Source organism: Pseudomonas graminis (genome assembly GCF_001705435.1).
GTDB lineage: Bacteria > Pseudomonadota > Gammaproteobacteria > Pseudomonadales > Pseudomonadaceae > Aquipseudomonas > Aquipseudomonas graminis_B.
The window spans coordinates 23504-42974 of sequence record NZ_MDEN01000055.1 but is presented as its reverse complement, the minus strand read 5'-3'; the positions used below and the strand labels follow the sequence as shown (position 1 = coordinate 42974).

The 19471-nt window shown below is 59.5% G+C and carries 21 protein-coding genes; 11 read left to right on the top strand and 10 right to left on the bottom strand.

Going from position 1 to position 19471, the window contains the following annotated elements; genetic code table 11:
• Positions 1-14: 14 nt before the first annotated feature.
• The 4 genes from BBI10_RS05505 to gpmI all read right to left on the bottom strand — a co-directional run bounded on the left by BBI10_RS05505 (position 15) and on the right by gpmI (position 5175).
• A complete protein-coding gene (locus tag BBI10_RS05505) occupies positions 15-815 on the bottom strand; it encodes a divergent polysaccharide deacetylase family protein (protein WP_065987382.1) in 801 nt (266 codons plus the stop codon).
• A gap of 1 nt (position 816) precedes the next feature.
• On the bottom strand, positions 817-2148 hold the full coding sequence (locus tag BBI10_RS05500) for a S41 family peptidase (RefSeq protein WP_065987381.1): 1332 nt from the start codon (positions 2146-2148) through the stop codon (positions 817-819).
• Positions 2149-2178: 30 nt separating this feature from the next.
• Positions 2179-3501: a murein hydrolase activator EnvC family protein gene (locus BBI10_RS05495; protein ID WP_065987380.1), complete on the bottom strand. Its 1323-nt coding sequence runs from the start codon at positions 3499-3501 to the stop codon at positions 2179-2181.
• Positions 3502-3639: 138 nt separating this feature from the next.
• A complete protein-coding gene (gpmI, locus tag BBI10_RS05490; RefSeq protein WP_065987379.1) occupies positions 3640-5175 on the bottom strand; it encodes a 2,3-bisphosphoglycerate-independent phosphoglycerate mutase in 1536 nt (511 codons plus the stop codon).
• Between the two features lie 161 nt (positions 5176-5336).
• Here gpmI and BBI10_RS05485 point away from each other — a divergent pair, with 161 nt between their 5' ends.
• From BBI10_RS05485 to BBI10_RS05470, 4 genes are all read left to right on the top strand, one after another.
• A complete protein-coding gene (locus BBI10_RS05485) occupies positions 5337-5750 on the top strand; it encodes a rhodanese-like domain-containing protein (RefSeq protein ID WP_065987378.1) in 414 nt (137 codons plus the stop codon).
• A 1-nt stretch (position 5751) separates the two neighbouring features.
• Complete coding sequence (grxC, locus tag BBI10_RS05480) at positions 5752-6006, top strand: glutaredoxin 3 (RefSeq protein WP_065987377.1); 255 nt, start codon at positions 5752-5754, stop codon at positions 6004-6006.
• A 76-nt stretch (positions 6007-6082) separates the two neighbouring features.
• Positions 6083-6577 (top strand): protein-export chaperone SecB, encoded by a 495-nt coding sequence (gene secB / locus BBI10_RS05475; RefSeq protein WP_065987376.1) that lies wholly within the window; start codon positions 6083-6085, stop codon positions 6575-6577.
• 276 nt (positions 6578-6853) lie between these two features.
• Positions 6854-7618, top strand: coding sequence for a hypothetical protein (locus BBI10_RS05470; RefSeq protein WP_065987375.1), 765 nt, complete (start codon positions 6854-6856; stop codon positions 7616-7618).
• Positions 7619-7669: 51 nt separating this feature from the next.
• Here the strand turns inward: BBI10_RS05470 and BBI10_RS05465 are convergent, their stop codons facing one another.
• Positions 7670-8125: a tRNA (cytidine(34)-2'-O)-methyltransferase gene (locus BBI10_RS05465; protein ID WP_065987374.1), complete on the bottom strand. Its 456-nt coding sequence runs from the start codon at positions 8123-8125 to the stop codon at positions 7670-7672.
• Between BBI10_RS05465 and BBI10_RS05460 the strand changes: the two genes are divergently transcribed.
• Positions 8124-8564, top strand: coding sequence for a hypothetical protein (locus tag BBI10_RS05460; RefSeq protein WP_065987373.1), 441 nt, complete (start codon positions 8124-8126; stop codon positions 8562-8564). The genes BBI10_RS05465 and BBI10_RS05460 overlap by 2 nt on opposite strands.
• A 362-nt stretch (positions 8565-8926) precedes the next feature.
• Here BBI10_RS05460 and tauD read toward each other — a convergent pair whose 3' ends face one another.
• From tauD to tauA, 4 genes are all read right to left on the bottom strand, one after another.
• The gene (gene tauD, locus BBI10_RS05455; RefSeq protein ID WP_065987372.1) at positions 8927-9760 is read right to left on the bottom strand and encodes a taurine dioxygenase; all 834 of its coding nucleotides are present in this window, start codon (positions 9758-9760) and stop codon (positions 8927-8929) included.
• A gap of 68 nt (positions 9761-9828) precedes the next feature.
• Positions 9829-10674 carry a taurine ABC transporter permease TauC gene (gene tauC / locus BBI10_RS05450; protein ID WP_065987371.1) on the bottom strand — a complete coding sequence of 282 codons (846 nt, stop codon included), beginning with the start codon at positions 10672-10674 and terminating at the stop codon, positions 9829-9831.
• Complete coding sequence (gene tauB, locus BBI10_RS05445; RefSeq protein WP_065987370.1) at positions 10671-11462, bottom strand: taurine ABC transporter ATP-binding subunit; 792 nt, start codon at positions 11460-11462, stop codon at positions 10671-10673. Before tauB ends, tauC begins: the two co-directional genes overlap by 4 nt.
• An 81-nt stretch (positions 11463-11543) precedes the next feature.
• Positions 11544-12521: a taurine ABC transporter substrate-binding protein gene (tauA, locus tag BBI10_RS05440; protein WP_065987369.1), complete on the bottom strand. Its 978-nt coding sequence runs from the start codon at positions 12519-12521 to the stop codon at positions 11544-11546.
• A 796-nt stretch (positions 12522-13317) separates the two neighbouring features.
• Between tauA and BBI10_RS05435 the strand changes: the two genes are divergently transcribed.
• The 6 genes from BBI10_RS05435 (at position 13318) to BBI10_RS05410 (ending at position 18723) form a co-directional block, all read left to right on the top strand.
• A complete protein-coding gene (locus tag BBI10_RS05435; RefSeq protein ID WP_065987368.1) occupies positions 13318-14700 on the top strand; it encodes an OprD family porin in 1383 nt (460 codons plus the stop codon).
• 142 nt (positions 14701-14842) lie between these two features.
• Entirely contained in the window at positions 14843-15481 is a 639-nt protein-coding gene (locus tag BBI10_RS05430; protein ID WP_065987367.1) for a peroxiredoxin, read from the top strand.
• A gap of 388 nt (positions 15482-15869) precedes the next feature.
• Positions 15870-16835 carry a sulfonate ABC transporter substrate-binding protein gene (locus BBI10_RS05425; RefSeq protein ID WP_065987366.1) on the top strand — a complete coding sequence of 322 codons (966 nt, stop codon included), beginning with the start codon at positions 15870-15872 and terminating at the stop codon, positions 16833-16835.
• A 26-nt stretch (positions 16836-16861) separates the two neighbouring features.
• Positions 16862-17650, top strand: a complete 789-nt coding sequence (gene ssuC, locus BBI10_RS05420) for an aliphatic sulfonate ABC transporter permease SsuC (RefSeq protein WP_065987365.1) — start codon at positions 16862-16864, stop codon at positions 17648-17650.
• The gene (gene ssuB, locus BBI10_RS05415) at positions 17647-18456 is read left to right on the top strand and encodes an aliphatic sulfonates ABC transporter ATP-binding protein (RefSeq protein ID WP_065987364.1); all 810 of its coding nucleotides are present in this window, start codon (positions 17647-17649) and stop codon (positions 18454-18456) included. Before ssuC ends, ssuB begins: the two co-directional genes overlap by 4 nt.
• Positions 18457-18507: 51 nt before the next feature.
• The gene (locus BBI10_RS05410) at positions 18508-18723 is read left to right on the top strand and encodes a TOBE domain-containing protein (RefSeq protein WP_037016233.1); all 216 of its coding nucleotides are present in this window, start codon (positions 18508-18510) and stop codon (positions 18721-18723) included.
• 50 nt (positions 18724-18773) lie between these two features.
• Here the strand turns inward: BBI10_RS05410 and BBI10_RS05405 are convergent, their stop codons facing one another.
• Positions 18774-19412: a TetR/AcrR family transcriptional regulator gene (locus BBI10_RS05405; protein ID WP_065987363.1), complete on the bottom strand. Its 639-nt coding sequence runs from the start codon at positions 19410-19412 to the stop codon at positions 18774-18776.
• Positions 19413-19471: the final 59 nt, after the last annotated feature.

Sequence of the window (19471 nt, the reverse complement as noted above, 5' to 3'; positions counted from 1 at the left end):
GAAGCGCCTTCGGCCTAGCGATAACGCCCGTTCTTGCCATGGCCGGCCATCGCCTCATTTCCGCGCTCAGTGACCATGTGGCGGATCTCGATCAGCTCTATACCTTGGGATTTAAGCTTGGGCAGCTCGCGCTCAAGCACGTCAAGCGTCACCGGATAGGGGTGGCCGATCATCACGGCCGAGCCCTGCTTGTGCGCCAGTTTGATCGCCGTCTGGAGCTGGCCGCTAATGGCCTCTGCGGTGCGCTCGTCGTCCAGGAAGACGTCGCGGGACACGCTGGCGAGACCGATCTTCTGCGCCTCGGCGGCGGCAACGGTTTTGGCGCTGGTGCGGCTGTCGACCAGAAACAGATGGCGGCGCTGCAACTCGCCCACCAGCCAGCCCATGGCCACCGGCTCTGCCGTCATGCGGCTGCCCATATGGTTGTTGATGCCAGCGGCAAAAGGGACTTTCAGCAGCGCGGCGTTCAGACGCGATTCGAGTTCGGGGAGTGGCAGTTCGGGATGCCAGGCGTACGGCCCGGTCGCGGGGTCCATGGGCATGTGCAGCATGACCGTCTTGCCAGCCTTGTGCGCCTGACGGGCAAACTCGGTGGCGTGGGGCGTGTCAGGCATGATTGCCAGCGTCACGGGGCCGGGAAGGGCCAGCGCGCGGCTGTCCCGATCAGGGTTCTGTCCGAGATCGTCGATGATCAAACTGAGATAGGCGACCTTCGGCGCTTTGCCGACGGTCGCTGAGGACTCGGCGGGCGCCGCATGTGCAGCACCCGTTGTGAAGGCAAGGGCGCAGATCAGCCCGGTCAACCAGACGCGCATCTCAGTTGCCGCGCGTGACACTCAAACCCTTGAGCAAGCTGAGGGCCTGGTTCATCTGGTAGTCATCGTCCTGCGGACGCGCCTTGCCAGCCTTCGCCTTGGTGGTCGGCTTGTCCGCGCCGCCGTTGCCGTTGCCCAGGTGGCCGAGCAGATCAGCCTCTTTGTAGTTGTCGCCATCGGCTTCGGCGGTGAGCTTGGCGCGTTTGACTTCGATGTCCGGGTTGATGCCCTGGGCCTGAATCGAGCGACCGTTAGGCGTGTAATACAGCGCGGTGGTGATCTTCAGCGCGCGGTCGTTGGCCAGCGGCAGAACGGTCTGCACCGAGCCTTTGCCGAACGTATCGGTACCCATCAGGATGCCGCGCTTCTGGTCTTGCAACGCGCCGGCGACGATTTCAGACGCCGAGGCGCTGCCGCCGTTGATCAGCACAACCAGAGGCACGCCCTCGCTGGCGTCGGCCGGGTCTGCCGAGAAGCGCAGTTCGGAATTGGCGATGCGGCCTTTGGTGTAGACGATCAGGCCCTTGGTCAGGAAGTGGTCAGCCACTTCAACTGCCGCCTGCAACACACCGCCCGGGTTGTTGCGCAGGTCGAGGATCAGGCCGCTCATCTTCTTGCCGTTGTCTTTGCGCAGCTTGGCCAGTGCCTTACCGACTTCTTCACCCGTTTTGACCTGGAACTGGGTGATGCGGATATAGCCGTAACCCGGCTCCAGCATCTGCGCTTTCACGCTTTTGACCTGAATGGTCGCGCGCGCCAATGTCACATCGAACGGATTGCCGCCGTCACGAACCAGCGTCAGGGTGATTTTCTCGCCCAGCTTGCCGCGCATTTTGTCCACGGCTTCCTGCATGGTCTGGCCCTGGGTCGGCGTGCCGTTGATCTTCACGATCAAGTCTCCAGCCTCGATACCAGCCTTGGACGCAGGGGTGTCATCGATGGGGGAGACGACTTTTACAAAGCCGTCTTCGACGCCCACTTCGATACCCAGCCCGCCGAACTCGCCGCTGGTGCTTTCCTGCAGCTCCTGGAAGTCTTCCGGGCCCAGATAAGCGGAGTGCGGGTCGAGGTTGCTGAGCATGCCCTTGATGGCGTTTTCCAGCAGAGTCTTGTCATCAACGGGCTCGACGTAAGCCGCTTTGATCCGGTCCATGACCTCGGCGAAAGTGCGCAGCTCGTCGAGCGGCAGCGGCGCCTTGATATTCGCGGCGTTGGCGGGCGCAGTGGCGGCAGGCACAGCAGCCGGGGTGGCGCCGGCAGCCTGGGCCAGAGGAGCGCCGATAACCACGGCGATAGTCAGGGCCAGCGAGGTGAGGCGGGACGAAAACAGCATGTCTTACGAACTCCTGAGTGAGGTGTCGACTTATCCTTGAGTGCGACACCATTGGGCCGGATCACTAGGGCGACCCTGCTGACGAATAGCGAAATACAACGCCGGAGTGTCCTGACCGCCACCACTGTTACCGACAGTGGAGATCGCTTCTCCGGCTTTTACGACGTCACCGGCCTCTTTCAACAGGCTCTGGTTGTGACCGTACAGACTCAAATAACCATTGCCGTGGTCGAGGATGACCAGAAGCCCGGCGCCGCGCAACCAGTCGGCGAAGACCACCCGACCACCGTGCACCGCGCGGACCTGGCTGCCTGCAGCCGCACTGATCAACACACCGTCCCACTTGGTGCGCTCGTCATCGCCACGGCTTTCGCCGAATCGCGCCAACAATCGACCATCGACGGGCCAAGGAAGTTTTCCCCTTGCTTGCTCAAAAGCGCCGCCATAGGACTGACCGGCACTGGAAACCATCGCGCCGGGCGCCTTGGTCGGGCGCCGAGGGGCCACATCGCTATCGTCCTTCGCGTCGTCTTTCGCGCGGTTTTTCGCCAGCGCTTCTTGCTCGCGTTGCCGTTTCTCGGCTTCTTGCTGCGCCAACAGCGCTTTCTGACGCGCCTCTTCGGCTTCGCGGGCCTGACGGGCGAGAGTTTCTTCAATGGTCTTGAGGACCTTGGTCAGGTCGGCCTGATCCTGCTGCCGCGACTGCAGCTTCTGGTCGCGGGCTTTGTAATCCTGATTCAGCTTGGCCAGCGCCACCTGACGTTCCTGGCGGACGGTGTCGAGCTGGGCTTTCTGGTCATCCAGCGAACTCTTCTGCACCAGAAGCTGCGCTTGCTGCAGGTCGATGTCTTTCTCGACGCCGGCCAGCTGGCGCAGGGTTTCGTTGAAGCTGCGCAACTGCTCCAGGCGTGCCTTGCTCAGGTAATCGTAATAGGTGAGGGTGCGGGCGAATTTTTCAGGGTTCTGCTGATTGAGCAGCAGTTTGAGGTATTCCTGGCGGCCGCTCTGATAAGCAGCGCGGGCCTGGATGGCGATCAATCGTTGTTGTTCAACGCGTGCGCTCTGGAGTTTTTTTTTCTCCTGGTCGAGCCGTTGCAGCTCGCTTTCACTCTTTTTTAGTTCCTTTTGCAGGGCCTCCACCTGCTTTTCCAGCTTGCCCATCTCGGTTTCAGTGGAGCGCAGGTCTTTCTGGACCCCGGACTTTTCTTCTTGCAACTGGCCCAGCGCTTTCTTCAGTTCGGTGATGTCCTGACGCGTGGCATCCAGCTGTTTCTGCGTTTGTGCGCGATCATCGTCGGCGAAGGCCGGATTGAGCAGACAAATCAAGGCGAGGGTGATCAGGGCGCGAAGCATGAGGTTGGGCGATACCAGGAGTAAAGACGGGCCTAGTATGCCCGGCGGTGGCTGCAAAAAAAACGCTCGGACGACGTGGCCGTCAGACATTTCATACAAAACCGGCCCGCCAGCGACTGGCGGGCCAGTTCAAGAGGCTTACTTGGCGACCAGAATCGGGGTGCCGGTCATCTCTTGCGGGATTTCCATGCCGAGCAGCATCAGCATGGTCGGTGCCACGTCGGCCAACACGCCGCCTTCGCGCACCTTCAGGTCACGCTTGCCGACATAAACGAAAGGCACCGGCTCAGTGGTGTGAGCAGTGTGAGGCTGGTGGGTCTCCTCGTTGGTCATCTGTTCGACGTTGCCGTGGTCGGCCGTGATCAGCGCTTCGCCGCCGACTTTTTCCAGCGCCTGGGTGATGCGGCCGACGCAGACGTCGAGGCATTCGACTGCCTTGACCGCTGCTTCCATGATCCCGCTGTGGCCGACCATGTCGCCATTGGCGTAGTTGACGACGATCACGTCGTAACGCTGATGCTCGATGGCGTCGACGATTCGGTCGGTGACTTCCGGCGCGCTCATTTCCGGCTGCAGGTCGTAGGTCGCGACTTTCGGGGACGGGATCAGGATGCGTTCTTCGCCGGGGAAGGGTTCTTCACGGCCGCCCGAGAAAAAGAACGTCACGTGGGCGTACTTCTCGGTTTCGGCGATGCGCAGCTGCGTCTTGCCGTTGTTCGAGAGGTATTCGCCGAGCACGTTGTGCAGGCCGGCTTTTTCGAACGCCGCGGGTGCGTCGATGTTGGCGGCGTACTTGGTCAGCGTCACGAAGCCGGCCAGTCTGGCCTGACGACGACGGGCGAAGTCTGCAAAATCGTCTTCGACGAACACGCGGGTCAATTCGCGGGCACGGTCGGAGCGGAAGTTCATGAACACCACCGCGTCGCCGTCCTCCACTGTCACCGGCGCACCAATGCGGGTGGCTTTGACGAATTCGTCGTTTTCGCCGCGCTCATAAGCAGCGTCCAGCGCGGCCTTGGCGGTGTCGGCGTGGAATTCCGACGTGCCGTCAACAATCAGGTTATAGGCCGACTCGACACGGTCCCAGCGATTGTCGCGGTCCATGGCGAAATAACGGCCGATGATCGTGGCGGTGCGACCTTTGCCCAGGCGCGCGTAAGCGGCTTCCATGGTGGCGAGGTATTGATGGGCGCTGCGCGGTGGCGTGTCGCGCCCATCGAGGAAGGCGTGCAGGTAGATCTTGTCGGCGCCGCGCTGGGCCGCGAGCTCAACCATCGCCACCAGGTGATCTTCATGGCTGTGAACGCCGCCGTCGGACAACAGGCCGAGGATGTGCACGGCCTTGCCAGCGCCCACGGCCTGATCGACGGCTTTGCAGATGGCGGGATTTTCGAAGAACTCACCGTCGCGGATCGCTTTGGTCACGCGGGTGAAGTCCTGATACACCACACGGCCGGCGCCCAGGTTCATGTGGCCGACTTCGGAGTTGCCCATCTGCCCGTCAGGCAGACCGACATCCATGCCGGACCCGGAGATCAAGCCGTTTGGCATGGTCTGGTACAAGCGATCGAAGACCGGCATCTTCGCTGCGTAGACCGCATTGCCGTGGTGGCTGTCGCTGTGACCGAAGCCGTCCAGGATGATCAGAACCAAAGGTTTAGGCGTGGTAGTCATGAATCCCACTCTTGGCTAATAGGTGAAGTAGAAAAAAGATCGACAGTTTAGGGACAAGTTCAAATCAGCGACAAGCTAAACGGAGTGACTGCCGTACGGGCTTTGGCCCACCTTGGGGGCTGTGTATACTGGCCGACATTTTAACGCCCTGGAACCTGATGATGGTTGCTCACCTGATTGAATTTGCCACGAACCACTATTTGCTGACGGGTGCTTTCGTCATCCTGCTGGGCCTGCTGATCGCAACGGAGCTTAGCAAAGGTGGCCGCAGCCTGAGCACCGGTGAACTGACCGCCATGGTCAACCGCGATGAAGCCGTTGTTATCGACGTGCGCGCCAAGAAAGACTTCACGGCTGGCCACATCGTCGGTGCCGTGAATTTCCCTCAGGACAAAATCCTGACCCGCACCGCGGAGCTGGAGAAATTCAAGCCTAAAACACTCATTATCGTTGATGCCGCTGGCCAGCACGCCGGCCACACCGCCCGTGAGCTGCTGAAAGCGGGCTTCAACGCCGCCAAGCTGTCCGGTGGTGTCTCATCATGGCGCGGCGACAACCTGCCGTTGGTGAAGTGACATGACCGACGTCGTCGTCTACTCCAGCGATTACTGCCCATATTGCTCCCGCGCCAAGTCGCTGCTGGCGGGCAAGGGCGTCGGCTTCCAAGAGATCAAGGTCGACGGCAAGCCACAGATTCGCGCTGAAATGACCAAAAAATCCGGGCGTACCTCGGTTCCGCAGATCTGGATCGGCTCGGTCCATGTGGGCGGTTGCGACGACCTGTTCGCCCTGGAGCGCGCCGGCAAGCTGGATAAGCTGCTGAGCGCCTGAATTCGAGCCGGGATGTGGAAGCGATGGTTCGTCGCACAGCCCGGAAGCCTACAAGACCTCAATGTAAGGATTTGAGATGACTGATCAACCGAATAACGGCGCCATTTCCAACGAAGAAGAAGCACCGCAGTTTTCCCTGCAGCGCATCTATGTTCGCGACCTGTCGTTCGAAGCGCCAAAAAGCCCGGCGATCTTCCGTCAGGAATGGACCCCGAGCGTCAGCCTGGACCTGAACACCCGCCAGAAGCAGCTGGAAAATGACTTCTACGAAGTCGTGCTGACCCTGTCGGTCGAAGTGAAGAACGGCGAAGAAATCGCCTTCATCGCTGAAGTGCAGCAAGCCGGTATCTTCCTGATCAAGGGCCTGGATGCCAGCTCGATGAGCCACACCCTGGGCGCGTTCTGCCCGAACATCCTTTTCCCGTACGCTCGCGAAACCATCGACAGCCTGGTTGTCCGTGGCTCGTTCCCTGCGCTGATGCTGGCCCCGGTGAACTTCGACGCCTTGTACGCGCAAGAACTGCAACGCATGCAGGAAAGCGGCGAAACGCCAACGCCTACCGTTCAGTAAGCGTTGTCGCTGCAATGAAAAGCGCCCGTGAGGGCGCTTTTTGGTGGGCGTCTGTTCTGGGCTGGATGACGACGGCCTAGTTATCTATTTACCGGTATTCTCAGGTATTCGAATTAATTACCACGGTGTTTCCAGGTTTCTGGCTAGTCGCAATTACAGTTGACTTGTTTATTTCGATTTGGTCTTTAAGAACGCTTGTATTGTTGATGACCTCTTTTACTATTAGGCAGGGCACGATTTTCTGCCCTTTCCTAACAGTCACATGGATGAGTGGTTATGAACAGTGAGAAAGATGGCGCAGTTGATGCAGACGTGGAGGGGTGCAGTAATCCAGTTTTTCAGTTCTATACAAATACTGGCTATGTTAACTATCAAAGTTTACAGGAAGGAAAGCTAAGTTTTGGCTGGTCGAAGAGTGACTGGTTGGTTAATCATCCTCGAGGAAAAGTGAGCGTTGAGTTCCGTACACGCGCAAGCGGCAGCTTTTCCAGCGCCGCTGCTGGGTTCCAGAACGAAAACACAGATACAGCAACGAGTGTGCTCACCCAGGATATTGCACTTGAGCTCAGCAAAGAGGCGACTACCCCATTGATCAACGGATATATAACCTTCAACTCCAAGGTGCAGGGGGAGGAGGGTTATAAGGCTTACTCGGAAGAGAGGGTGCTATTCTTGATTGACGATCAACTGCCCGCGCTGAGCTGCGACAATATCGTTGCTGATAAAGCGGAGTTTGATCTTGATGCGACGCCTTCCGAGGATCTGGTTTTTAGACAGGCAACGCCTGATGGTAGATCAGGTACTGTGGCCCCAGTGGTGGTTTTCGGTAGTACGACTTTGTCGGTGACGCCCGTGGCTTTCAATGAGAAGTATGGAAGGATCCGGGGAGCGTTAAACATCACAATGGCTAAGAGATATTTGCGCTACTGGGTAGGTGAGGAAGTATTCGTTGGGTGCAAGTGGAGTTTTGGGCAAGGGAGCAAATACAAAGAGTACTATTCCGAAATGCAGAAGTTGAAAGTTACAGGCACCCCGGCCTGAGTGTTTATAGCTATCGTGCCGGCCCCCGGTGTTAGCCGGGGGCTTTAGCATTTACCGGAACCCCAACTGCCGCCAGCCCTCATACACCGCAACCGCCACGGTATTCGACAGATTCAGACTGCGGCAGCCTTCGCGCATCGGCAGGCGCAGGCGTTGATCGCTCGACAGCGGATCCAGCACCTCCGGTGGCAGGCCTCGGCTTTCCGGGCCGAAGAGGAAGGCATCACCCTCCTCGAATTGCGCATCGTGAAAAACCCGCGAGCCCTTTGTGGTAAAAGCGAACAGCCGCGGATGGCCGATGCTTTCAAGGCAGCTCGGCAGGTCGGCGTGACGATGCAGCGTGGCGTATTCGTGGTAATCAAGGCCGGCTCGACGCAGGCGCTTGTCATCCAGCTCGAAGCCCAGCGGCTCGATCAAATGCAGGCTGCAGCCGCTGTTGGCGCAGAGCCTGATGATGTTGCCGGTATTCGGCGGAATTTCTGGTTGAAAAAGGATCACGTGAAACATGCACGGCTCCGAACGAAAGGACGGGATGCATTCTACCCCTGAAGAAGACCCCAGACCGAAGCTGTGGCCCAAGTTTCTGGGCTCGGTGGCGATCGTCGGCGTCATGGTCGGGCTGATGATCGGCCGCGTGACGACCCCGGACCCGATTCAGCTGCAAAGCATCGAAGTGTTACCCAGCGGCGTTGCCGTGTGGTTCAACCGCGAGCCGCAGCTCCACGGCGAACACATCGATGGCGCGGTGGCGTTGCTGTTCAACGCCCAGGGTCAGCCGCAGAAGGGCGGACTGAAGCTCAACGGCAAAGACGTGCGCTGGAGGGTGCAACGAAGCGATAAGGGATTGTTGCTGAACCTGCTGGCGGCCCGTCCTCTGCACGGCGACTGGCGCGGTGCAACCCAGGACGGGCGCTGGAGACTGGAGGTCAGTCTCCGAGAGGAATAAAAGAGGGGAATCCCCGGCCTGCCTGTACCAAGGTCCCCAAAACTGGTGATGTATAACCTATTGCAGCCTGCGTGCCAGTTTTGAGAAAAGTCTGTAGGAATATTCGTAATGTCCCACAGGCGTCGGGTTTAGGGCCTTGGAGACCGTGCCTTTTCAATGCCTGCATCGAGCTGAGGTTCGAATCGGCTTTCGGAGTTGGACGTTTGATGAGCGTTTTTGCACGCTATTCGCGCATTTACCCGTGTCGAGTGACCAAAGTGATGCACGCCCTAAAGCAGCCGCAAATCTACAGCGCACTCACCGGCCTCATCCCGGCTGAAGCCGGTCCCACTAAAAGCATCAGCGCAGCTGCCGGCCTTTTATCAGAACGGCGCATCACCCAGGATCGTCGCACGGTGCATCACACGGCGCTGCGGGCGGTAATCGTCCACCGCGTAATGCTGGGTCACGCGGTTGTCCCACATGGCCACGTCGTTTGCCTGCCAGCGCCAGCGCAGGGTGAACTCCGGGCGCGTCCCATGGGCGAACAGCAACTTCAGAATCGCCTCGCTTTCAGCAGCTCCCAGTTCATTGATCCGGGTGGTGAAACCCTCGTTCACGAACAACGCCTTGCGACCGCTGACCGGGTGCGTGCGAATGACCGGGTGCGACAGCGGCGGGTTCTTACGGCGCGTCTCCTCCCAGCGCGCGAGGTCTTCAGCCGTGTTGCCAAAACGCTCCAGCGGAAATGACCGGGTGAAGTCATGGGTCGCGGTCAAGCCGTCGAGCAAGGTCTGCATCGGCCCGGACAGCGCTTCGAACGCGGCGATGCCGCTCGCCCACAACGTATCCCCACCGTAAGCCGGCACCTGCTTGGCGCTGAGCACCGCACCCAGCGCAGGCGTTGGCAGAAAGGTGACATCGGTGTGCCAGATGGCGTTGTCGCGCACGTCGGTGACCGCGGTGTCGAGAACCAGCACGTCAGGCTGTTCCGGCACGTTCGGGTAGATCGGATGAATGTGCAGGTCACCAAAGTTGGCGGCGAAGCGCGCTTGCTGCTGCGGCGTGATCGGCTGGTCGCGGAAGAACAGCACCTGATGATCAAGCAGCGCCTGTTCGATGACGTTGCGTTGTTCGCCGGTCAGGTCGCGGCTGAGGTCAACGCTGCTGATCTGTGCGCCCAGTGCCGGGCTGAGCGGGTGGATGTCGATGCTCATGATGGTCTCGAGTGTGCTCGTGTGTTCGGCGCCGAGGTGACGGCGTAGTCAGTCATAAGGTTGTCGATTCAGTGGTTCTGGCCATGCCAGGGCACGAGCTTGCGTTGCAGCGCGCGCAGGCCCATTTCCAGCGCGAAAGCGATCAGCGCGATGACCAGAATCCCCAGCACTACCACGTCGGTCACCAGAAATTGCGCGGCTGACTGGACCATGAAACCCAGGCCACTGGTGGCGGCGATCAGCTCGGCGGCCACCAGCGTCGACCACCCCACGCCGAGGCCGATGCGCACGCCGGTGAGGATGTCGGGCAGGGCGCTGGGCAGAATGACGTAGCGAATGAGTTGCCAGCGGGTGGCACCCAGGGATTGAGCCGCGCGCAGTTTTGCGCTGTCGACCGTGCGCACACCGGTGGCGGTGGCAATGGCGATCGGCGCGAAGATCGCCAGATAAATCAGCAGGACTTTGGAGAATTCGCCAATGCCGCACCAGATCACGATCAACGGCAGGTAGGCCAGCGGCGGCACCGGACGATAGAACTCGATCAGCGGGTCGAAAATGCCTCGCGCGATTCGGTTGTGACCAATGGCGATGCCGATGGGGATGGCCGTCAGCACGGCGAAGAAAAGCGCCAGGCCGATGCGCTGCAAACTCGCGCCCAAGTGCTGCCAGAGCGTGGAGTCCATATAGCCCTTGGTCATCAGCAACCAGGCTTTTTCCAGCACAGCGGCGGGCGGCGGCAGAAACAGCGGTTCGACCCACTCAAGGGCTGTGATCACCCACCAGCCGCCCAGCAGGACGGCGAGGGTAAGGGCGCTGATGGTGCGCGTGCTCAGATAAAAAGAAGAGGGCTGATGGCGTGCGGTGTTTGCCGGCGCGCGGGTGAGTGCCGGCTCCGGCGATTGATAAAGACTCATGCCCGTTGCTCCCGAACGCTCTGCCGCCGGGAAAATACCCGCGCCAACACGTGCTCGCGGGTTTCGATGAAGCGAGGGTCGGACTTGATGGCGCGGGCCGATTCACCTGCGCTGTAACGCTGACCGAAGTCGAGCTTCAGGTGCTCGACGATGTGACCGGGGTTGGGCGCAAGCAGAATCAGATCGGTCGACAGGAACACCGCTTCCTCAATGTCGTGGGTGATAAGGAAGACCGGCTTGGCGCTGCGTTGCCAGACCTGCAGCAGCAGCTCTTGCATCTGTTCACGGGTAAAGGCGTCCAGCGCGCCGAAAGGCTCGTCCATCAGCAGCATACGTGGGTCGGCCGCCAATGCGCGGGCGAGGCCCACGCGTTGTTTCTGCCCGCCTGACAATTCCCAGATACGCCGCTTCTCGAAGCCGGCGAGATCGACCAGCGCCAGCATATCGCGCGCTTTGGCCTCGCGTTTTTCACGGGCGATGCCCGCCAGCTCCAGCCCGAATGCGACGTTGGCCAGTACATCCTGCCAAGGCAGCAGAGCGTCATCCTGAAACACGACGCCACGCTCGGCGCTCGGCCCGCTCACCGGCACGCCATCGAGGGTAATGCGGCCTGCGCTGGGCGCGACGAACCCGGCAATCAGGTTCAGCAACGAAGTCTTGCCGCTGCCGGATGGGCCCAGGGCAACCAGCAGTTGCTGCGGACCGAGGGTCAGGGAAATATCCGACAGCACCGGCGAGGCCGCACCGGGATACTGTGCGCTGATGCGCTCCAGTTGTAACAGGGCCATGGCATGGACTCCGCTTCTGATAGATGTGCATGAACGGCCATGGCTGTCGAAGCCGGCGCGGTATCGGGTGGACGCTTGCGCTTACGGGGTGACGAACTTCGCGCTCACATAAGGGCTGTAATCGGCCAGCACGGCGTCGACCTTGCCCTGCTCCTTGAGAAACGCGGCGGTCTTGGTGATCGCGTCGGTGGTTGGCGCGCCCAGCTCACTGACCTGATCGGCCGCCAGTGGGTAGACGTTGCCCTGCAACAGGCCGGGGATGTCGCCCGGTTTGACGCCGGACAGCTTCACCAGTTTGTCGACGTTGCTCGCGTTGACCAGCCAGGCCGCTGGATCCTTGCGGTAGGCGGCGTAGGCGTCCAGGGTGGTTTTGGCGAAGGCTTTGACGACCTCAGGATACTTGTCGGCGAAGTCTTTGCGCACGATCCACGCATCAAAGGTCGGCGCGCCGACCTTCGCCAGCTCGCCCGACGTGATCAGCACTTTGCCTGTCTCCTTGGCGACGCCGAGTGCCGGGTCCCAGACGTAAGTGGCGTCGATGTCACCGCGTTTCCACGCCGCCGCAATGGCCGGTGGGGCGAGGTTGAGAATGGTCACTTTTGCCGGGTCGATCTTCCAGTGCTTCAGGGCGGCGAGCAGGCTGTAGTGGCCGGTCGATACGAACGGCACGGCGATCTTCTTGCCGATCAAATCCTGTGGGCTGTTGATGCCGGAGCCATTACGCGCAACCAGCGCCTCGGCAGCGCCGATCTGGGTGGCAATCAGGAACGTCTCCACGGGTACTTTTCGCGTGGCCGCCGCAGTGAGAGGGCTGGAGCCGAGATAGCCGATCTGTACGTCACCCGACGCGATCGCGGTGATCACGTCCGCCCCGTTATCGAATTTACGCCATGAAATCTTTGAGCCCGTCGCCTTTTCATAGGCGCCATCGGCCTGGGCGACCTTTGCCGGGTCCACGGTGGTCTGGTAGGCGACGGTAAAGTCGGCGGCCTGAACGAACAGCGCCGAGCCGGCGAGCGATAAGGCCGCGAGGACGTGTAGGGGCTTGAGCAGTTTCATGGTGACGCTCCGTGGCAAGGCACACCGCCTTCGAATGGCGCAGAGCGTAAATGATCTAAGAAACTCGAAATAAATAACCTTTTGGAATGTGCTTAGCGTTTATTTCCATACGGGTAGGTGTCTTCCCCCGCATGGAGTCCTTGAGAAAGCGCCTGCTGCGATGGGAGGTCATCGAATCGTCACAATTTGTAAATACGATCGCGACGCCTGTTTAAGGATGTGCTGCGGGGATGTGTGGTCGTCTTGTGAGCAGATTTAGACGGCTGATCAGCGCAATGGGTGAATGAGCGGGCTGGATGACGCGCTTTATCCATTTTTCTGCGGCGTCAGCGGAAAAGTGACGGACAGCAGGGTGACAACTGCAATGTTTGCGTCTACTGCGCATGAAATCTGATTTTTTTCAGTGAGTTAGGAAGGCAGTTCTCACCCAGTTTCGCAGGCGGACCGTGACTTGCCGGTCAAGTTCCGGTTGTACGACAGCACTAAACGTATCGATCTGACGAACGGCACTGAAATATGTTTTGGGAATTAGGGATTCGGGCCGATACACTCCGCAACGGACGGCTGAAACGGCTTGTGACATATAACTGCTTGGCATAAAAGCAGGTCTAACAAGTCTTTTTGGGTTTAAAGGATTTACCTTACCTTGCAGCCAGCTGTAACGCGGTCTAGTCAATTAGTCTTGGGGCCATTGACTCGCCGAGTCAGGTCCGGCGCTAATCGCGCATCCTCGGCTTTGAGCCTTACGCTCGGGCCCGGGAACTACAAAAATTAGATTCATGAGGAGCGATACACAATGAAGAAGTCCACCCTGGCCTTGGCCGTATACGCAGGTGTCTTGGCTACTCAGGCTGGTGCAGCTGGTTTCCTGGATGACAGCAAAGCGACACTCAGTTCCCGTACCCTTTATTTCGAACAAGATCCGCGTGAGAACCCGGCTACCGGTAAAGCGCAGGATCAGCGTCAGACCGCCCAGGGTTTCCTGTTCAACTTCATCTCGGGCTACACACCGGGCACTGTTGGTTTTGGTCTTGACGTTCAAGGCATGTACGGCATCAACCTGGGTGGCGGTATCGATAACCGCAACCCTAACGGCAGCACGGCGAACACTGTTTCCCCGACTTCTTCCGACGGTACGCCGGTGGCTGACTGGGCTCGCGCTGGCGCCAACGCCAAGGTCAAACTGTCCAAGACCGAGCTGAAAGTGGGTAACGCTCTGCAGCCTAACCTGCCGATTCTGGTCTCGAACGACGGTCGTCTGCTGCCGCAGACCTTCCAGGGTGGCATCGTTACTTCCAAGGAACTCGACGGTCTGACACTGACTGCCGGTAAGCTGACTCAGGCAGCAGGTCGTGCATCCAGCAACTACGCTGACATGTCCCTGGCCGGTGGCTACAAAGGTTCGAACAACTTCCAGTTCGCTGGCGGCGACTACAAAGTCACCAAAGACCTGACTGTTCAGTACTACTACGCGAACCTGGAAGACTACTACAAGCAGCACTTCCTGGGCCTGGTGCACATTCTGCCGATCGCGGAAGACCAATCGTTCAAGACTGACCTGCGTTACTTCCACAGCACTTCTGATGGCAAAAACGCCCACCAGGAAGTCAACAGCGGTTACCGCTTCGCCAACGGCTACAGCAAAGATGGTCAGGGCGAAGTTGATAACGACACCTGGACTGCAATGTTCACCTATACCCTGGGTGGCAACGCATTCCTGTTGGGTTACCAGTCTGTGAGCGATGACGGCGGCATGCCGATCATGAGCAACGGCAACGTCACCCGTAATAACCTCTCCAACGGTCGTAACGAAGGTGAAGGCGGTAACAGCGTTTACCTGTTCACCGATAGCATGATCACCAACTTCACCCGTGCCGGTGAGCAGACCAAGTTCGGTCAATACTCGTACGACTTTGCACGCCTGGGCGTTCCTGGTCTGAAAGCTGCCATTGCTTATCTGTATGGCGATCAGATTCGTCTGCAGAACGCATCGCTGGGCCGTGGCTCCGAGTGGGAACGTGACATGCGCGTCGACTACGTGTTCCAGGACGGTCCTATGAAAGGCTTTGGTGTGACTCTGCGTCGCGCCAACCTGCGTTCTGACTCCGACCTCTACGCCAGCCAGCAAGACACCGACCAGACTCGTCTGATCTTCAACTACACCTACGCCTTCAAATAAGCGTGATGTGTTGAAAAGAGCCCCGCTTCGGCGGGGCTTTTTTATGCCCGAAATAATGTTATCCAGCACCAATCGTTCCTTTTGTTTTCAGATGCTGGGATGCACAGTGATTGATAACTCATTATCCAAGGAGCACGACTCAATGGGCCTTAAACTCGGCGACATCGCACCCGACTTCGAACAGAACTCCAGCGAAGGACCGATCAGGTTTCACGAATGGCTGGACGGCAAATGGGCGGTACTGTTTTCGCACCCCGCCGACTTCACGCCTGTCTGCACTACCGAGCTTGGCTTCACCGCAAAACTCAAAGACGAATTCGACAAGCGCAACGTCAAGGCGATTGCCCTGTCCGTTGACTCGGCCGAATCCCACACCAAGTGGATCGGTGACATCAACACCACACAGAACACCCTTGTGAATTTCCCGATACTGGCGGACGAAGATCGCAAAGTTTCCGAGCTCTATGACCTGATTCACCCGAATGCCAGCGAAACCCTGACCGTGCGCTCGCTGTTCGTGATCGACCCGAACAAGAAGGTCCGCCTGACCATCACCTACCCTGCCAGCACCGGGCGCAATTTTCACGAGATCCTGCGGGTGATCGATTCGCTGCAGCTGACCGACAACTACAAAGTCGCCACGCCGGCAAACTGGAAGGACGGTGAAGACGTCGTGATCGTGCCGTCGATCAAGGACGAAGCGGAGATCAAGGAGCGTTTCCCCAAAGGCTATACAGCCGTTACGCCGTACCTGCGCCTGACGCCACAGCCAAATCGCTGATACACCCGCTTTGAGCACTACATGAGGGCCGATTTATCGGCCCTTTTTTTATGCTGTGAACGCCATCCACGAAGGAATTCCCACCTATGTGGGAGTGAGCTTGCTCACGAAGGGGCCGGGGCATGCAGCCACCTTCTCTGGAGAATGAAAATCAGTCTTCGCGAGCAAGCTCGCTCCCACGGGATCGCGTATTACCGAAGAATTTAGCAATCTATATATTCCTTTTGGTGCTAACTAAATGAATAAATATGATTTTAGAGAATAACAATCCCCTGTTATGGTCTCACCGTCCTGGCGAGATTGCCGGCCATGAATCCCTTTCTGCCTTACTGGTCCGCCATCGGACGAGCAGGTGCCACCTCTTAGCTACACACCAAAGGAGCGTGCCATGGGCACCGTTATTTTGCGTCGAGGCCTGGTCGCTCTGTTTGCTGCGGCGGTTTCTTTCGGCGTCGTTACTCAGGCCCAGGCCGATACCTTGCGCATCGGTTACCAGAAATACGGCACGCTGGTGCTGCTCAAGGCCAAAGGCTCGCTCGAGAAAAAACTCGCCGATCAAGGCGTGCAAGTCCAGTGGACCGAATTTCCCGGTGGCCCGCAGTTGCTTGAAGGCCTGAACGTGGGCTCGATCGACTTCGGTGTGACGGGCGAAACCCCGCCCGTGTTTGCCCAAGCCGCTGGCGCTGATCTGCTGTATGTCGCCTCCGAACCGCCAGCGCCGACCAGCGAAGCGATTCTGGTGCCCAAGGATTCGCCGATCTCTTCGGTCAAAGACCTCAAGGGCAAGAAAGTCGTTCTCAATAAGGGCTCGAACGTGCATTACCTGCTGGTGCGCGCGCTGGAAGAAGCCGGCTTGAAGTACACCGATATCCAGACCGTTTTCCTGCCGCCCGCCGATGCCCGTGCCGCTTTCGAGCGTGGCAGCGTCGATGCCTGGGTGATCTGGGATCCGTACCAGGCCGCCGCCGAACAGCAACTGCAGGCACGAACCCTGCGCGACGGCAAAGGCATCGTCGACAACAACCAGTTCTACCTGGCGACCAAACCCTATGCGCAGCAGCACCCCAAGGTGATCCAGACCCTGGTGGAAGAAGTGCGCGCTGTCGGCGAATGGTCCAAGGCCAACCCGGAAGAGGTCACCAAGCAGGTCGCGCCGCTGCTCGGCCTGCCAGAAGACATCACCCGCCTGTCGGTGAAGCGTCAGGGCTATGGGGCGCTGTTCATCACGCCTGAAACCGTCGCTGCGCAACAGAAAATCGCCGACACCTTCTACCAGCTCAAGCTGATCCCTAAACCATTGCGCATTGCTGATGTGATCTGGACGCCACCCGCTGCTGTCGCGAAAGCCCAGTAAGCCCGGCATTGGAAGGAGACAACTCCATGAGCGTGGAAAGAATCACCCACAGACTGGCGCCCTGGTTGCTACCGGTCCTGCTGTTGGCGATATGGCAACTGGCGGTCAGCGCGGGCTGGCTGTCAACCCGCATTTTGCCGGCGCCTAGCGCTGTGATTGAGGCCGGCGTTACGTTGGTACGCAGCGGCGAAATCTGGACCCATCTGGCGATCAGTGGCTGGCGTGCCGGTATCGGCTTTGCCATCGGCGGCGGGATTGGTTTGGCGCTCGGCTTCATCACCGGGCTGTCGAAATGGGGCGAGCGCCTGCTCGACAGCTCCGTGCAGATGATCCGTAACGTGCCCCATCTGGCGCTGATTCCGCTGGTCATCCTGTGGTTCGGCATCGACGAGACCGCGAAGATATTTTTGGTCGCGCTGGGCACGCTGTTCCCGATTTACCTGAACACGTATCACGGCATTCGCAACATCGACCCGGCGCTGGTGGAGATGTCCCGCAGCTACGGTTTGAGCGGCTTCGGGCTGTTCCGCCACGTGATTCTGCCGGGCGCGATGCCTTCGATTCTGGTCGGTGTGCGGTTTGCCTTGGGCTTCATGTGGCTGACCCTGATCGTCGCGGAAACCATTTCCGCCAGCTCCGGCATTGGCTATCTGGCGATGAACGCCCGGGAGTTTCTGCAGACCGACGTCGTAGTGCTGGCAATCGTGCTTTATGCCGTCCTCGGCAAATTGGCAGACCTCGCGGCGCGTGGTCTGGAACGGGTCTGCCTGCGTTGGCACCCGGCGTATCAAGCGGCTAAAGGTGGCGCGCAATGAGCAATCTCCAACAACCGGCAAACCTGTTGCGCGGGATTCCCTTGCAGGTCCGCAAGCTCAAGAAGACCTTCGGCTCGCGGGAAGTATTGAAAGACATCGATCTGCACATCCCGGCCGGGCAGTTCGTCGCCGTCGTGGGTCGAAGCGGTTGCGGCAAGAGCACCTTGCTGCGCCTGCTGGCGGGCCTCGATCAGCCATCGAGCGGCCAATTGCTGGCCGGTAACGGCTCGCTGTCGGATGCGCGGGAAGACACGCGACTGATGTTCCAGGAGGCGCGCTTGCTGCCCTGGAAAAAGATCATCGACAACGTGGGCCTTGGCCTTAGCGGCGACTGGCGCGGCAAAGCACTGGAAGCGCTGGAGGCAGTGGGTTTGGCGGAGCGCGCCAATGAATGGCCGGCGGCGTTATCGGGTGGGCAAAAACAACGTGTGGCGCTGGCCCGCGCGCTGATTCACCAGCCGCGCTTGTTGCTGCTCGACGAGCCCCTTGGTGCGCTGGATGCCCTGACCCGAATCGAGATGCAGCAGCTGATCGAAAACCTGTGGAAGAAGCACGGCTTCACCGTACTGCTGGTGACCCACGATGTCAGCGAGGCGGTGGCCATTGCCGACCGGGTCTTGCTGATCGAAGAAGGCCGCATCGGTCTTGATTTACAGGTTGATCTGGCCCGTCCAAGGGCGCGTGGCTCCTACCGACTGGCCGCGCTGGAAACCGAAGTGCTCAACCGCGTGTTGTCGCTGCCCGGCAACCCGCCCGACCCCGAACCGACTTCACCGCTGCCCACGCAATTGCGTTGGGCCAACTAACTCCAGAGGCAATCACGCCCCCGGAACTGATCTCACAAAGGAAGCCTTACCATGACTATCAAAGCCATCAACGTGCGTAACCAGTTCAAAGGCACCATCAAGGAAATCGTCACCGGCGACGTGCTGTCCGAGATCGACGTGCAAACCGCTTCGGGCGTCGTCACTTCCGTCATCACCACCCGCTCCGTGAAAGAGCTGGAACTGGTGGTCGGCAGCGAAGTGATCGCTTTCGTGAAGTCCACCGAGGTGTCGATCGCCAAGTTGTGATCGATGCTGAATCGCAAGCGCGCTCCTACGCAGCGCTCAATGGATGCACGTTATTGCTCTATTGAGCGCTTCGGCAAATACGGCGGCAGGTACAAACCCAGATACGCATCAAACACCCGCAATCCTTCCTCGGCCATGCGCGGGGTAATCGCGTTGTGCAGTTGCACCGAGCGCGCGTACACCCGATCTGCAAGTTCCAGCGCCAGGGCAAACACTTCGACATCATCGGGCAGCGTCGGCAGTTGAAAATGCCGGGCGAACAGCTCATGCATGAGGTTGCCCAGTTCAATGTCGTGCTGGCGATCCGCCTGGGTGACTTCGGCCAGACCGTGCTGGGCGAGGATCAACTGCCGCGCGGCGGCGTCGTCGCTGTAGATCGCGAGCATGCGCGATTCCACCACGTGCGACAGGTCACGCCACTGATTCAACCGATCATGATCGATGGGCTGCTGCAGGCTTTCGCGAAAGGCCTCGTGGACATCGGCCGTCAGCGCTTCGAGCAGCGCGGGAACGCTGGCGAAGAAGTGATACACGGAAGAAGGCGGTATTTCGGCGCGCTCGGCGACGCTGTAGATGGAGAGGCTCGCCACGCCGTCCGAGGCCAGCAGCGCACGTGCGGCATCGAGGATCGAGTCGATCCGCGCCTGACTGCGTGCACGAGGTTTGCGGGGCGGAGCAAGGCGGGTCATCAGTGCTCTCTCGGTCGGGGCCGACGGCATTCTACAGTGGCAGCCGGGAGATTGCCTTC